16 protein-coding genes are annotated in these 13,584 nt (G+C 64.9%); 9 read left to right on the top strand and 7 right to left on the bottom strand.

The window, feature by feature from the left end; all coding sequences use genetic code 11:
- From EN781_RS09180 to EN781_RS09170, 3 genes are all read right to left on the bottom strand, one after another.
- A partial coding sequence (locus EN781_RS09180; protein ID WP_127399917.1) for an elongation factor G occupies positions 1-1,293 on the bottom strand: 1,293 nt, incomplete at its 3' end.
- Positions 1,294-1,450: 157 nt separating this feature from the next.
- Entirely contained in the window at positions 1,451-2,980 is a 1,530-nt protein-coding gene (locus tag EN781_RS09175; protein ID WP_126058748.1) for an EAL domain-containing protein, read from the bottom strand.
- 114 nt (positions 2,981-3,094) lie between these two features.
- Positions 3,095-3,955, bottom strand: a complete 861-nt coding sequence (locus EN781_RS09170; protein ID WP_126058749.1) for an alpha/beta hydrolase — start codon at positions 3,953-3,955, stop codon at positions 3,095-3,097.
- Between the two features lie 148 nt (positions 3,956-4,103).
- Between EN781_RS09170 and EN781_RS09165 the strand changes: the two genes are divergently transcribed.
- Together EN781_RS09165 and EN781_RS09160 are read left to right on the top strand one after the other, a co-directional pair.
- Positions 4,104-4,655 carry an isoprenylcysteine carboxylmethyltransferase family protein gene (locus EN781_RS09165; protein WP_126058750.1) on the top strand — a complete coding sequence of 184 codons (552 nt, stop codon included), beginning with the start codon at positions 4,104-4,106 and terminating at the stop codon, positions 4,653-4,655.
- Between the two features lie 161 nt (positions 4,656-4,816).
- Entirely contained in the window at positions 4,817-5,212 is a 396-nt protein-coding gene (locus tag EN781_RS09160) for a cupin domain-containing protein (protein WP_126058751.1), read from the top strand.
- 42 nt (positions 5,213-5,254) lie between these two features.
- On the opposite strand, the gene EN781_RS09155 is transcribed toward EN781_RS09160, so the two are convergent.
- A complete protein-coding gene (locus EN781_RS09155; protein WP_126058752.1) occupies positions 5,255-6,457 on the bottom strand; it encodes a pyridoxal phosphate-dependent aminotransferase in 1,203 nt (400 codons plus the stop codon).
- 212 nt (positions 6,458-6,669) lie between these two features.
- On the opposite strand from EN781_RS09155, the gene EN781_RS09150 reads away from it, so the two are divergent.
- The 3 genes from EN781_RS09150 (at position 6,670) to EN781_RS09140 (ending at position 9,110) form a co-directional block, all read left to right on the top strand.
- Positions 6,670-7,569 (top strand): EAL domain-containing protein, encoded by a 900-nt coding sequence (locus tag EN781_RS09150; protein WP_126058753.1) that lies wholly within the window; start codon positions 6,670-6,672, stop codon positions 7,567-7,569.
- On the top strand, positions 7,566-8,426 hold the full coding sequence (locus EN781_RS09145; protein WP_126058754.1) for an EAL domain-containing protein: 861 nt from the start codon (positions 7,566-7,568) through the stop codon (positions 8,424-8,426). The genes EN781_RS09150 and EN781_RS09145 overlap by 4 nt, the downstream gene beginning before the upstream one ends.
- A 75-nt stretch (positions 8,427-8,501) precedes the next feature.
- On the top strand, positions 8,502-9,110 hold the full coding sequence (locus tag EN781_RS09140; RefSeq protein ID WP_126058755.1) for a glutathione S-transferase family protein: 609 nt from the start codon (positions 8,502-8,504) through the stop codon (positions 9,108-9,110).
- A 345-nt stretch (positions 9,111-9,455) separates the two neighbouring features.
- Here the strand turns inward: EN781_RS09140 and EN781_RS09135 are convergent, their stop codons facing one another.
- Positions 9,456-9,668, bottom strand: a complete 213-nt coding sequence (locus tag EN781_RS09135) for a cold-shock protein (RefSeq protein ID WP_006202464.1) — start codon at positions 9,666-9,668, stop codon at positions 9,456-9,458.
- Between the two features lie 292 nt (positions 9,669-9,960).
- Here EN781_RS09135 and EN781_RS09130 point away from each other — a divergent pair, with 292 nt between their 5' ends.
- The gene (locus tag EN781_RS09130; RefSeq protein WP_126058756.1) at positions 9,961-10,287 is read left to right on the top strand and encodes a hypothetical protein; all 327 of its coding nucleotides are present in this window, start codon (positions 9,961-9,963) and stop codon (positions 10,285-10,287) included.
- Positions 10,288-10,445: 158 nt separating this feature from the next.
- Complete coding sequence (locus EN781_RS09125; RefSeq protein ID WP_126058757.1) at positions 10,446-10,886, top strand: hypothetical protein; 441 nt, start codon at positions 10,446-10,448, stop codon at positions 10,884-10,886.
- Between the two features lie 13 nt (positions 10,887-10,899).
- Here EN781_RS09125 and EN781_RS09120 read toward each other — a convergent pair whose 3' ends face one another.
- Positions 10,900-11,469, bottom strand: a complete 570-nt coding sequence (locus EN781_RS09120) for a methylated-DNA--[protein]-cysteine S-methyltransferase (protein WP_126058758.1) — start codon at positions 11,467-11,469, stop codon at positions 10,900-10,902.
- A 175-nt stretch (positions 11,470-11,644) separates the two neighbouring features.
- On the opposite strand from EN781_RS09120, the gene EN781_RS09115 reads away from it, so the two are divergent.
- Entirely contained in the window at positions 11,645-12,565 is a 921-nt protein-coding gene (locus tag EN781_RS09115; protein WP_126058759.1) for a lytic transglycosylase domain-containing protein, read from the top strand.
- Between the two features lie 5 nt (positions 12,566-12,570).
- Entirely contained in the window at positions 12,571-13,053 is a 483-nt protein-coding gene (locus EN781_RS09110) for a GNAT family N-acetyltransferase (RefSeq protein WP_126058760.1), read from the top strand.
- 244 nt (positions 13,054-13,297) lie between these two features.
- Here the strand turns inward: EN781_RS09110 and EN781_RS09105 are convergent.
- The coding region (locus EN781_RS09105) for a hypothetical protein (protein WP_127399916.1) at positions 13,298-13,584 on the bottom strand (287 nt) is incomplete at its 5' end.

Here is a 13,584-nt window from a genome sequence, read left to right as displayed (position 1 = left end):
GTCCTGGTTGTGGCGCAGGCTGAGCGAGGGATCCTCCTCGGCCAGGCGCTGGATGGCGGCCGACATCTTGACCTCGTCCTTGCGCTCCTTCGGCCGCAGCGCGAAGGCGAACACCGGCTGCGGTGGCTCCAGCGTGACCAGCGGCTTGCTGCCGCCCTTGACCGAACTCAGCGTCTGGCCGGTCTTGACGTTGTCGAGCTTGCCCAGCGCGACGGTGTCGCCGGTCTTGGCGGAGGCGAGCTTCAGCTGATCCTTGCCAAGCATCTTGTAGATGCCGGAGACCTTGGCGCTTTCGCCGTTCGAGAGGTAAAGCTCGGCCGCGTCGGCGAGCTGCCCGGACAGCACCCGCGAGACCGACAGCTTGCCGCCATGGGCGGTGTGGATGGTCTTCATCACCTGGACAACGGTCTGGTTGCCGTCGGGCGCGCCAAGGCGCTTGCGGGTCGCCTCGATGTCGGGCGCGTCATGGCGGATCGCCTTCAGGAGACGCAGCACGCCATTGCCCTTCTCGGCGGTGCCAATCAGCACCGGCGTCACCGCGCCGGCGCGAAGATCGGCGGCGAGATCGTCGAAGATGGCATCCTTCGGCGGTTCGATCTCCTCGAGCAGCTGCTCCATCAACTGGTCGTCATGGTCGGCGAGCGTCTCCAGCATGGAGAAGCGGGCTTCCAGCTCACGAGCCTTGTCGTCGCTTGGGATGTCAGCGACCTGGCTTTCGGCATATTCGCGGTAGATGTAGGCCCGCTCCAGCGCGAGATCGATCGAACCGATGACGACACCGTCCTTGCGCAGCGGAATCTGGCGCAGCAGCAGCGGCACCGAACTTGCCGGCTGCAGCATCTTCAGCGTGTCGCGCACTCCGGCGATCGCCTTGTCGACCTTGTTCAGGAACAGGATGCGCGGCACGCCAAGATCGTCGAGCTTGCGCATGATGAGCTGCAGCGCGGGGATCTTCTTCTCGTCGGCTTCGGCCACGACAACGGCGGCATCGCAGGCGGCAAGCACCGGTTCGGCCTCGAAGGCGAACTCGATCGAGCCGGGACAATCGACGAAGGTGAGCTGCTCGCCCATGAATTCCGTGGTGGCGAAGGTCGCCTCGACGCTCATGGCGTGGGCGCGGGCCTCGGCCGAATGATCGGAAACTGTGCTGCCTGATGAAACGGGATTCTGGCGGGGAATGGCGCCCGTCCGGGCGAGGATTGCTTCGAGAAGTGTCGTCTTACCGCTTGCGAAGGGACCGACTATGGCTATGCATTTCGGTCCCGTGCGTCGTCCTCCGGCGCGAGTACCCATGGCTGACCTCCACTCAGGCGTTTCCCTGTGAGCGGCGGCCGGCCTGTTCGGCCGTCGCGGGCGGGGCTTCTTTTCAATCGCCACCTGCCCAACGCCATCGTCCCACGGGTTCGCGGGGAGGGCAAGGAAAATAGGAAATTTTGCCGGCTTTGTGCCCTCAGGCGATCAGGGCCAGCGCTGCGGCATCGGCGGCGGGGAGAGCGCCGGCCTTTTGGCGCGGTGCCGGCCTGCCGAAGAAATAGCCCTGGAAGCGGTTGCAGCCGGCTGCCCTGGCGAGGGTGAACTCCTCTTCCGTCTCGACGCCTTCGGCGACGATGGTGACATGCTGGATGCGTGCGATCTGCGCCAGCGCCGAGACGAAGATCTGGGCCACCTGATCGTGGGCGAGGCTGCTGATATAGGAGCGGTCGATCTTGATACTGTCGATGGGCAAGGTCTTGAGATAGTTGATGCCGCAATGGCCGGTGCCGAAATCGTCGAGCGCGATGTGGAAGCCGAGCCCGCGCAGGGCTTCCAGGCGCTTCAGGATTTCGGGCGTGGCCGCGGTCGCCACCGTCTCGGTGATCTCGATTATGAACTCAGCCGCCAACCTGCCGGTTTCGCGGAGCACGCGGTCGCACATGGTGACGATCTCGTCGCGCTTCAGCTGCTCGCCGGAAACGTTGATGCTGATGCGGAGCCCGGGAAAATGTGCGATGTCGGCGCAAGCGCGCCTGAATACCCATTCGCCGAGCATGTCGATCAAGGTCGAACGCTCGGCGATCGGTATGAAGTCGGCCGGTGATATCAGGCCACGCACCGGATGGCGCCAGCGGACGAGCCCTTCAAGCGCAAAGGTCGATCGGTCGGTATCGACGATCGGTTGATAGTGGAGGTCAAGCTCGCCGAGGTAGATGGCCGCTCGAAGCTCGCGCTCGACCAGGCGACGGTAGCGCTTGTCCGACAGCATCTCCTCGTCGAACACGGTGACGCGGCCACGGCCGCCGGCCTTGCTCTCATAGAGGGCGAGGTCGGCAAGCAACATCAGCTCCGTCGTGTTCGAGGCGTGCGCGGGAGCTAGTGCCACGCCGATCGAGATTGATAGCGGGACGATCTTGCCTTCATGCGATTTGCCTGCCCGCATCACATCGAGCAGCCGGCGCGCATCCTTGTTGATCACTGCCAGATTGCCGTGCGGAACGATGACGGCGAATTCGTCGCCACCCAGCCGCCCGACTACGCCGTCGGCGAAGATACGCTCTGCGGCCTTGACCAGATGCGCCAGGGCGAGGTCGCCGAATTGATGGCCGAACGTGTCGTTGAGCTGTTTGAAGTGATCGAGATCAATCAACAGCAGGCTCGCCTCGCGCCGGCTGCGCAAGGTGCCCAGCCGCTCGTCGAGCGCTTCGAGGACATAGCGGCGGGTCATGGCGCCGGTCATCGCGTCGACGGCCAGAAAATGATGCTTCTCCGCTTCGGCGGCCGCCGCCGAGCGCAGGCGCTGGACCACGCTGCTGCGCATGTACATCAGCACCAGCAGCGCCAGGCCAGTCGCCACCATCGAAACGATGAGGGCGCTCGTGAAGGAGGAGTCCCTGACCAGGCCGGCCGCGCCGAGCGCGGTCGCGGCGATGCTCAGTACAAGCAGGAACTGGATACCGCGGTAGATTCTGCCGCTGTGATCCTTGATCGTGGCCAGTATGCTCATGTCACCGTCCCCGCAACACAAGCCACGGCTAGCGCCCAGCTGTTAAGAAGACATTGAGCCTGCCGACGATCGGCCGCTCATGGTTAAGAAGAAAATCGTCGGCGTTACGTGACGTCAACCGGTCCGGCGCAGGGCCGGCAGGGCAGTATCCGCATCATGCGTCGCGACAGCCTCAGCAAAGCGCGACAGCATCGGATTGAACAGGTCCGGACGCTCCCAGAAAGGGGCATGTCCGGCGCCAGGGACGACGTGGCATTGCTCCCACAGCGTGCCGCAATCCAGCGTGTCGAAGTAGTTGAGCCGGATGAACGGGTCGTCCTCGCCGTTGATGATCGCGACGGGGAAGGCGGCCTGCTCGACAACCTGTTTCTGGTCGGCGCCCTTGCCGGCCATCATGGAACGGGTCACCATGACGCGCAGCCGGCCATCCGTGCGCAGGATGGCGTCGCGGAATGACGGATCCGCGCTGTCGCCGAAGCACAGCGTTTCGAAGCGTTCGGCATCGCGTTCGGAATAGACCTTCTTGGAAGCGAGCAGCATGTCCCAGTTGGCGTGGAAGCCGCGCAGCATGCCGAAGAAGCCCTTCGATACGGGCGGCGCACCGGTCAGCATCAATCCGTGGACGGCCGGATGGAAGCTTGCGAGCTCTATGGCGACATGGCCGCCGAGCGACCAGCCGTAGACGACGGCGTGGCCGATGCCCAGACCGTCGAGGAGCTCGGCCGCCGATCGCGCCAGGCCGGTGAGCGTATAGTCCGTCGCCGGGTCGGCGGCATCCGAGGACTCGCCATGGCCGGGCAGGTCGAAAGCGATCAGCCGGTGGGCATCGGCAAGCGGGCTGTCGAACTGGCGGGCGAACACGGCGCGCGAGGCGCCGGACCCGTGGATCATCACGATGGGCATGCCGGGGCCCGCCGATTCGCTGACGCGCAAATCGGCCTGCGGGGTGCGGATCGTACGCTCAACGACGGCCATGATGCATTGAACCTTAGGATTGCGTAGCGGCCAATATCGCATTCCCGGGTCTACGCGGGCTTTAGGTTTCTGGTTAAGAAAGGACTAATCTGCGCCGACCGTCTATAGTGGCTCCCGAATCTTCGATGGCGGGCATGGAATGTTGACGATGGAACGTGGGCTCGACCTTCTTGTCTCGATCATCGGCATCGCCACGGTCGGCCAGTATCTGTGGTCGATGCGCGCTCATTTCCAATCGTCGGGCATGTCCTCGGGCGCGAAGATAATCTCGGTCGTCGTGGCCGCGACGGCGCTGTTTTTCCTGGCGATCATCTGGATCCTGCCGCAGCCGCTACTGGCCAAGATCGTCGGGCTGGTGATCCAGCTGGCGAGTTCCGCGCTGTTCTGGTGGGCGATTGCGAGGTCGCGCAAGGCGCGGCTGCGCTTTGTCTTCGACGCCGACAATCCGCATGGCCTGGTGACCGACGGACCCTTCTCCTACATCCGCCACCCGTTCTACACGTCCTACATCATCTTCTGGGCCGGTTGGGGTATCGCCACATGGTCGATCTGGGCGGTGGTGCCTGTCGCCGGGATTTTCGTGCTCTATCTGATCGCGGCGCTGGACGAAGAGAAGAAATTCTCGCGCACGGATCTGGCCGGCGCCTATGAGGCCCATCGAAAGCAAGCCGGCTTGTTCTGGCCGCGGCTGCGATGGTGACGCCGCCGACGATGCGCGGCTGACGCGTGTCCGGCGTGCCATCCGGCTGTCCGGGAAGCGGTTGCGTCCGGACAGGCATCGGAGGAAAGTGTCGCCGCAAGGGCGGACCGTAGCGGTGCGGTCGCCACCGCCGATGTGACCCCAGTTCGAGGATTGAAACGATGAAGATCATTGCTTGCGGCAGCGTGCCGACCATCATGGCGCCGGAAAAGTATTTCACCGGCCGGGTGCTGCAGACACCGATCATCGAGAAGGAGGCGCCGGCGCGGCTGAGGGCCACCCTGGTCAGCTTCGAGCCTGGCGCGCGGACCAACTGGCATACGCATCCGCTTGGCCAGACGCTCTATGTCACCTCGGGCGCGGGCCGTGCCCAGACGTGGGGCGGGTCGATCCAGGAGATCAAGGCCGGCGACGTCATCTCGTTCGCGCCCGACGAGAAGCACTGGCACGGCGCCGGCGCGAGCACGGCGATGACGCACATCGCCATGCAGGAAGCGATTGACGGCGTCCACGCCGACTGGCTGGAGAAGGTCAGCGACGAGCAGTATGGCGGCTAACCACCCGAAAAAAACCGGCCTGGAGCCGGGCTTTTTTCGTCATCAGGTCAGTGAAGCGGTGAAGCGCTGGATGCGCGTGCAAGCCTCTTCCAGCAGCGTCTCCGACGTGGCGTAGGAGATGCGGAAGTTCGGGCCAAGGCCGAAGGCCGAGCCGAACACCACCGCCACACCCTCGGCCTCGAGCAACTCCGCGCAGAAGGTCTCGTCACTATCGATCACCTTGCCGGTCTTCGTCTCCCTGCCGATCAGCCCGGCGCAGGACGGGTAGACGTAGAAAGCGCCCTCCGGCGAGGGGCAGGAGATGCCGCGCGCCTGGTTGAGCATCGACACGACAAGGTCGCGGCGCCCCTGGAAGATCGCCTTGTTCTTGGCGATGAAGTCCTGCGGGCCGTTCAGCGCCTCGACCGAGGCCCATTGCGCGATGGTGCAGGCGCCGGAGGTCTGCTGGCCCTGGATCATGTCCATGGCCTTGATCAGCGGCACCGGGCCGGCGGCGTAGCCGATGCGCCAACCGGTCATGGCATAGGCCTTCGACACGCCGTTCATGGTCAGGGTGCGCTCGTAGAGTTTCGGCTCGACTTCTGCGATCGTCCTGAAGACGAAATCGCCGTAGGTGAGGTGCTCATACATGTCGTCGGTCAGTGTCCAGACATGCGGGTGCTTGAGCAGCACGTCGGCCAAAGATCGAAGCTCGGCTTCCGTGTAGGCGGCGCCCGACGGGTTGGACGGCGAGTTCATCAATAGCCATTTGGTGCGCGGCGTGATCGCCTTTTCAAGCACTTCCGCCGTCAGCTTGAAGCCGTTGTCGATCGATGTGTCTGTAAACACCGATGTGCCGCCGCAGATCGCCACCATCTCGGGATAGCTCACCCAGTAGGGGCGCGGGATGATCACCTCGTCGCCGGGGTTCAGCGTCGCCATGAAGGCGTTGAACAGGATCTGCTTGCCGCCGGTGCCGACGATGGTCTGCTCCGGCCGGTAGTCGAGATTGTTCTCGCGCTTGAATTTTTTCGCGATCGCCTCACGCAGCTGCGTGATGCCTGACACTGGCGGATACTTGGTCTCGCCACGACGGATCGCGTCGATCGCCGCGTTCTTGATGTTGTCGGGCGTATCAAAGTCCGGCTCGCCGGCGCCAAGGCCGATGATGTCACGGCCGGCGTTTTTCAGCTCGCGCGCCTTCTGCGTCACCGCGATGGTCGCGGAAGGCTTCACGCGGGAAAGGGCGTCGGCAAGAAAGGCCATGACCTGATATCTCCAAGGGTCGGCGGGCCAGGAGCGGCCGCGGGCCTCTCATGTCGCATCATCCGGCCAAGCGCAAGCATTGTCGAATGAGCCAGGGGTCAAGCAGCCGTGACCGGCATCGCTCGGCAACAATAAATTCATCAACGGCCGCTAAAACCCCTGTTGGCAGGATCGCAAGCCATTTCCGCCAAGTCTTGCCGAGCGAGGATCCCTTGTCGCGTAGTATCGGGCTCGCCCACATCATCCGTCGTGATGACGGCACCTCCAGTGGTGTCTGGGGCGTCTATACGCTGCAGAGCGCATTCCAGCCGATCTTCGCCTTCAGGGAAGGCAAGCTGTCGATCGTCGCATTCGAGGGGCTGATCCGGCCGTTTCGTGACGGCGAGCCGCAGTCGCCGATGAGTTTCTTCAACACCTGCCCGGCGGGCGACCGCCTGCACATCGAGGCGCTGACGCGGACGCTACACCTGCTCAACGCCGGCGCCTGCCTGCCGGAAGAGGCGTCGATCTTCGTCAACTTCGACCCGTCTGTGTTCACCGACCGCGCCATCGCAGACAACGCGCTGCGCGACATGCGGCTGGTGCTGCACGAGGCCGGCATCGACCCGCGCAGGATGGTTTGCGAGGTGACCGAACAGAAATCGGCCTCGCAGGAAACGCTCTACAGCTTCGTCGAGGCGCTGAGAGCCAACGGCTTCCGCATCGCTGTCGACGACTACGGCGCCGACGAATCCGACATCAACCGGATCAAGGAGCTCAAGCCCGACATCGTCAAGTTCGATGCGCACTGGATCACGCAACTGATGGAGTCCGGCGCCGGCTTTGCCCTGTTGACCACCATGGTGAAGAGCTTCGAGCAGCAAGGCATTCGCACCGTGTTCGAGGGCCTCGAGGAAGGCTGGCAGCTCGAGCTTGCCGAGAAATCGGGAACCTCGATGGTGCAAGGCTTCGTGCTGGCGCGGCCGGAACTGGCGCCGACCAGCTTTCGCGTCTTCGGCAAGGGCGTTGAGGCGTCCGCGGCAGCGACGGGCATCGGCGATGCGCCGGTCAGTTCGGGCGCGGCGCCGACGACGCGCCCGGCGCGGGTGTTCGGGCGCAGGAACGCCTCGTGAGCGTTTGGCCGGACAGGCGGCGCAATGCCGCCGAGGCGATCTTTGCCGACGAGATCGGCATCGAGTACGGCGTCTATGGCGACTTCCGGCTGAAGAGCGCCTATCAACCGATCTTCGCGCCGCGCGGCCGCTCGTTGGCGCCGGTCGCCGTCGAGGCGTTGATCGAGGCGCAGCGCGACGCGAGGCCGGTCGCGCCGCCGGTGTTCTTCGGCAGCCTGCCTGCCGCGGACCGCCTGTTCGTCGAGACGATGTGCCGGATGCTGCATCTGAGGAACTTCCGCAACATCGGCGTCGAGGGGCTCGACCTGTTCTTCAACTACAATCCGCTGATCAACGACCATCTCGGGCGGGCGCTGGCCGAGATCCGGCTGATGACCAGGCATCTCGGCGAACTGGATCTCTATCCAGGCATGCTGGTCTGCGAGATCACCGAGCAGGCGGCCAACGACAAGGTTCTGATCAGCCTCGTTCGCGAGATGCGGCGCGACGGCATTCGTATCGCCATCGACGATTTCGGCACCGGACATTCGACTGAGGAGCGCATCGCGCTGCTTGCGCCCGACATCGTCAAGATCGACGGCGCCTGGTTTGCCGAGTTCTGCCGGCATGCCGCCGCCGAGCGCTTCTTCCGGCCGCTGGTCTCGATGCTGCATGATCGGGGCGCCAAGGTGCTGGTTGAAGGGATCGAGCAGGCCGTGCATCTTCGCGTCGCGCTCGATGGCGGCGTCGACCTTGTGCAGGGCTACCATCTCGCCCGCCCGGCGCTGGCGGGCACGATCTTCAACGAGGAGCCACTCTCCACCGAGGCACTGCTCGGCATGGACAGCAAGGTGGTGCCGTTGCATCAGCGGCGCTGATGTTCAGGCCAAAACAAATCACTGGATGAGGCGGCTTCCGCCGCGCGATATTGGCGCGAGCCGGAAGGAGACCTGATGATACTCTACAGCATGATCGACAGCGGCAATTGCTACAAGCCGCGCCTGTTGATGGCCAAGCTCGGCATTGCCTTCACCAATGACGAGGTGAGCTCGCATACCGGCGACACCCGCAAGGCCGATTTCGTCGCCAAGAATCCCAACGCCATGGTGCCGCTGCTGGAACTCGACGACGGCAGACGGATCGCCGAATCCAACGCCATCCTGCTCTATCTCGCCGAGGGCACGCGCTTCCTGCCGGCCGACCGGTACCAGCGGGCGCTCGCCTATCAGTGGCTGTTCTTCGAGCAGTACAGCCACGAGCCCTACATCGCCGTGCGCAAGGCGCTGCTCACCTTTCCCGAGCGCGCCAGGGACGCGACGCCGGAACGGCTGGCATCGACGCTGGAGCGCGGCAACAAGGCGCTCGGCGTGATGAACAGGCATCTGGAAGCCAATGCCTTCTTCGCCGGCGATGCATACAGCGTCGCCGACATCGCGCTGTATGCCTACACGCATACCGCCGAGAAGGGCGGCTTCCAGCTCGACGCCTATCCGGCGGTGGCCGCCTGGCTCGGCCGCGTGGAGGCGGATCCCGGGCATGTGCCGATCGAGTGGCTGCCTTAGTCTTGTCCTCACGCCGTCGCCGCTTCGCGGCTCCGCCAAGGAAGCCAATTCCGCAGCGTCGCGCCGCCCCTCATCGCCCTGCCGGGCACTTCTCCCCGTGAACGGGGAGAAGAAGGCAGCTTCGGCGGTTTCGCCAATGTCTGAACCGCAGGCAAATAAAAAGGCGGGATAAATCCCGCCTTCCCATTCCGGTAGCCTGATCGGGAGCGTCTGACCGGGCTGGCAGCTATCTGCTGTTCCAGCTTGTCGGGTCTTTCCACTCCGGCGCGCTTCTCGCGCGACCGTCAGTACATCCGTGACTTGCCGCGCGCCCCGAACCTTCGTCCGGCGCGCGCTGTTGCTAAATCAGGCTGCCTTGCTCAGAGACCCAGCAGCGGACTTGCCGGTGCGGCGGTCCTGCTCGATCTCGAAGTTGATCTTCTGGCCCTCGACCAGGGTCGACAGGCCAGCGCGCTCGACAGCGGAGATGTGGACGAAAACGTCCGCGCCGCCCGCGTCAGGCTGGATGAAGCCGAAGCCCTTGGTGGCGTTGAACCACTTGACCGTACCAGTTGCCATTCGAAGTATCCTTCACATTTGCTTTAGTTTAACCGGACCAGGGGTCCGGCCGGTGGTATCGAAATTTTGGAGATAGACGTCAGCAAACGCGAAGATCGCGAGGCCCGATCGATCGGCCGAAATATCAATGCGATGCATATAGGCGGGTTTTGCGCTGAAAACAAGACTGTGTGAGAAAGCGGGACCAGCACCGCCGCCCAACGGCCGCCCCAATCGCGTGGAAAATTTGCGGCCGGCGGGCGCCGCGAGGGAGGAACGGCCAGGTCTCGGGCGCCGGGTTTGGGAGAGGATCATGAAGACCGTTGTGCTTGCCGCCTTGATGACGCTGGTGGCCGCCGAGGCGCAGGCGATCTCGCGCTACGACCCGACCCGCATGAGCTGCGACAGGGTGCAGGCGACGATCGCGCGCCAGGGCGCGGTCATCCTGCGCTACCAGTCGACGCGTGTCCCGGGGCTGCCGCTCTATGACCGCTACGTCAGGGACGAGCGCTTCTGCGACCTGGGCGAGGTGAGGAAGCGCGCCTACGTGCCCAGCGCCGATGCGAAATCCTGCCCGGTCTTCGTCTGCAAGCGGCCGGACTTCGATCGGCGGTTCCGTCGCCGTTTCCTGCAGAACTGAGATTCGCCATCCGCCACGTTTCGCCGGGGTCTTATCGCTGCCGGATTCAACCCGCGTGCCTGGAACCAATGACGGGCAAGACAGTTCAGCTATGACTTTGATACGACGCTGGCCTGCCCGACCGGCTGGGCATGCGGCGATCTAGAGGAGTTCTCATCATGAAGATTTCATCGGGATTTCGATCGGTCACGTTTGCCGTCATCGCCGCCGCGGGAGTCAGCCTAGCCAGCGCCGCGCATGCTGATAGCGGCACGATCCGCTTCGCCGTCTACAAGGCGGCCTTCTTCATCGGTGGTTCTGGAGGCGAGGGCACGCTGACCTTCCATGGTCGCCGCTATCCTATCTCGGTCGGCGGCATCTCGGGCGGCCTCGCGTTCGGGGCCTCAAAGACCTACTTCCACGGTACCGTGCGCCACATTCGCCGCGCCCGGGATGTGACAGGCGTGTACGGTGCTGCGGGCGGCGGCGGCGCGCTCGGCAAGGGGGCCCAGGTGATCGTCATGACCAATGACAAGGGCGCCCAACTCGAGCTCACTGGCAAGCAGGTAGGCCTGCAAGTCAACGCCGATCTGAGCGGTATGAGCATCGGGCTGAAGTAAGGGCCCGGACTTTTCAGAACCCGAACGAGGCCTGCGGTGACGGCGGCGGGCCGAGGCGCACGCCTTCCATGGCCAGCATCTTTTCCTTGGTGGCCGAGCCGCCGGGCGCCGAGAAGCCGCCGATCTTGCCGCCGGCGGCCAGGATGCGGTGGCACGGGATGACCAGCGGCACCGGGTTGGCGCCGAGCGCGGCACCGGTTTCGCGGGCGAGCCCTTGATGGCCGGCGCGCTTCGCCAACTCGCCATAGGTGGTGGTCTCGCCAAAGCCGAGCTTGCGCGCCGCGTCATAGATGGCGAGGCGGAAATCGTCGACGCCGGCAAGATCGACCGGCACGCTGGAGAAATCGATGTCCTCGCCGGCGGCATAGGCCCTGATCGCGGCGATCAGGTCCATCACCCATTGCGGCCGGTCGGTCGAGCTTGACACGCCACTATGGCGAAACAGCCGGCGCTCGACCGCCTCGCGGCTGCGCTCGGGCAAGCAGAGCCGGATCAGCCCGGTTTCGCTCCAGCCAATGCCCGTGAATCCGATCACTGTTTCTAACACTGCGTGACCGGTTGTGATCGCGGATGTCTTTTCCATGCTGGGCTCCTTTCCGCAAACCGCGAAAAACGGGTACAGGTACGGTACAGATAGGGAACAATATCGCAGCTTGCAGCGAGTTCCGCCACCCGAAAACCAGCGGATGGCCCTGATTGCCGGCCGAGAATCGCTGGTGTAAGGACTTCTTAACAACCGACAATCGGACCTGCAGGGCTTGGCAGCGAAAATCATCCTCACCGCGATCGGCGCGCTCGTTGCAGCTGCCGGCCTCAGCGGTTGCACCTCGACCTCGCAGATGAAGGCCGCGCCCGCCCTGTCGGCAGCCGCTACCCCTGCCGTCGAGGACGACACGCCGACCGTCGCGCTGCCGGAAACGGTGGCGGTGCTGCCGGAGCCCTCCGGCCTTGCGCCGGTGCAGATGGCGGCGTTCCCCGCCGATGCGAACATGGCAGCTCCGGGCATGGCGACGCCGGGCGAGCCCTTGCCGCTGCCTGCCCAGCCCGCCGCCTTCGCCGGATCGACGCCGCTTGCCGCTCAGCCCGCCGTGATGGCCGGCACCTCGCCGCTCAGCCCGGGATCGGTCAAGCCGATGCCCGCCTACGCAACGGCCGCGATGGCGATGCCCGTAACCGGCCAGGCGGTGAAGGCGGCAACGATGCCGGGCGTCCAGCAGGTCGCCTATTTCGTGCCGCAGAACCCGGCGCTGCTTGCCCCGCCGGGCGAGCCGCAGCCGCACGCCACCGGGCCGCGCGCCGAGATCGAGCGGCTGATCGAGAAATACTCCGCGCTCTACGAGGTGCCCATCGATCTCGTGCGCCATGTCGTCAACCGCGAGAGCACCTTCAACCCGAAAGCCTACAATCACGGCCATTGGGGTCTGATGCAGATCAAGCACGCGACGGCGCGCGGCATGGGTTATGACGGGCCGGCGAGCGGTCTGTTCGACGCCGAGACCAATCTCAAATATGCGGTCAAGTATCTGCGCGGCGCCTGGCTGGTGTCGGGGGGCGATGAAAAGCGCGCCGACCGGCTCTACCAGAGCGGCTATTATTACGATGCCAAGCGCAAGGGCCTGCTGGAAGCGACCGGCCTCGGCGTTGACCGCGCGCGCCGCCGCCTGCAGCCCGACGCCTGAGCGCGATGCCGCGCCCGCCGGCACCTGACGACATCCGGCTGCGCAAGACCCTCGACGACGATCTGCCGCCGCCGCACTGGCCGGAGGGCTTTGTCATGCGCGGCTTCGAGCCCGCCGACGCGCGGCCCCTGCATGCGCTGCTCTCCGAAGTGTTCGACGACGGCACGGACGGGCCGTTCGACGAGTGGTGGCCGCGCATTTCCGGCGACGCCGGATTCGACCCCGCGCTGTGCTTCCTGGTCATCGATGCCAAGGGCCGGCTGGCGGGGGCGGCACTGTGCTGGGCGACAGCCTTCGTCAAGGACCTCGCCGTCCATCCGCAAGCGCGCGGCCATGGCATCGGCGAGGCGCTGATGCGGCAGGCCTTCATCGCTTTCCGCGACCGGGGTGCCGCTCATGTCGATCTCAAGACCAACACAGTGGAGAACGCCACTGCTGTCCGGCTCTATGAGCGGCTGGGCATGATGCCGGTCGACTGGGAAGGATAAGCGGCCGGCTCCCGGTGTTAGGGTGGCATTTGTCACATCGACGCTTTGCGGCGTGAAAGCAGGACTGCTTTGTGAACGGCTTCACATTAGCCGCTGCTTGCAAATGCTAACCCAGCGTCATGCCAAGCGGCCGATCGGCGGATCGCACGTTGGCAAGGCGTTGGGGTGGGCTGCGCCGGCATGTGTCAGCCACTCCACGGCGGGTCCCGGGGCGGGTTCGGGGCCCGCCTCGCCGCATGTCTTCTCAGATATCCGGCGCGTTGCCGATCCGGGGCTTGATCTCGAGCGCCCAGGCGCGACCCTCGTCGCCGCCCCACAGTAGCCAGGCGATGTAGCCCGCCGACGGGTTCTGCTCGTTGCCGTAGTTCTTGCCCTTTTTGTCGACCTCGTGGCGGGCGAAATAGCTGACCATGCGCCTGATCGTCGACGGCGAGAGCTTCCGCCGGTTCTTCAGCTCCGTCGCCCGCGCCACGCCGATCTCGGTGCCGCCGCGGCCGAATTTTTCGCGCAGCCTAAGGCCCTTGGCGGCGT

Source organism: Mesorhizobium sp. M4A.F.Ca.ET.090.04.2.1, from assembly GCF_003999085.1.
Taxonomy (GTDB): domain Bacteria; phylum Pseudomonadota; class Alphaproteobacteria; order Rhizobiales; family Rhizobiaceae; genus Mesorhizobium.
Note: the sequence above shows the minus strand (reverse complement) of the source record. Positions and strands in the feature narration are given on the sequence as shown.

Coding starts and splice junctions, on each gene's coding strand:
- EN781_RS09175 (WP_126058748.1), bottom strand. CDS start 2,980: ATGAGCATACTGGCCACGATCAAGGATCACAGCGGCAGAATCTACCGC.
- EN781_RS09170 (WP_126058749.1), bottom strand. CDS start 3,955: ATGGCCGTCGTTGAGCGTACGATCCGCACCCCGCAGGCCGATTTGCGC.
- EN781_RS09165 (WP_126058750.1), top strand. CDS start 4,104: ATGGAACGTGGGCTCGACCTTCTTGTCTCGATCATCGGCATCGCCACG.
- EN781_RS09160 (WP_126058751.1), top strand. CDS start 4,817: ATGAAGATCATTGCTTGCGGCAGCGTGCCGACCATCATGGCGCCGGAA.
- EN781_RS09155 (WP_126058752.1), bottom strand. CDS start 6,457: ATGGCCTTTCTTGCCGACGCCCTTTCCCGCGTGAAGCCTTCCGCGACC.
- EN781_RS09140 (WP_126058755.1), top strand. CDS start 8,502: ATGATACTCTACAGCATGATCGACAGCGGCAATTGCTACAAGCCGCGC.
- EN781_RS09135 (WP_006202464.1), bottom strand. CDS start 9,668: ATGGCAACTGGTACGGTCAAGTGGTTCAACGCCACCAAGGGCTTCGGC.
- EN781_RS09130 (WP_126058756.1), top strand. CDS start 9,961: ATGAAGACCGTTGTGCTTGCCGCCTTGATGACGCTGGTGGCCGCCGAG.
- EN781_RS09125 (WP_126058757.1), top strand. CDS start 10,446: ATGAAGATTTCATCGGGATTTCGATCGGTCACGTTTGCCGTCATCGCC.
- EN781_RS09120 (WP_126058758.1), bottom strand. CDS start 11,469: ATGGAAAAGACATCCGCGATCACAACCGGTCACGCAGTGTTAGAAACA.
- EN781_RS09110 (WP_126058760.1), top strand. CDS start 12,571: ATGCCGCGCCCGCCGGCACCTGACGACATCCGGCTGCGCAAGACCCTC.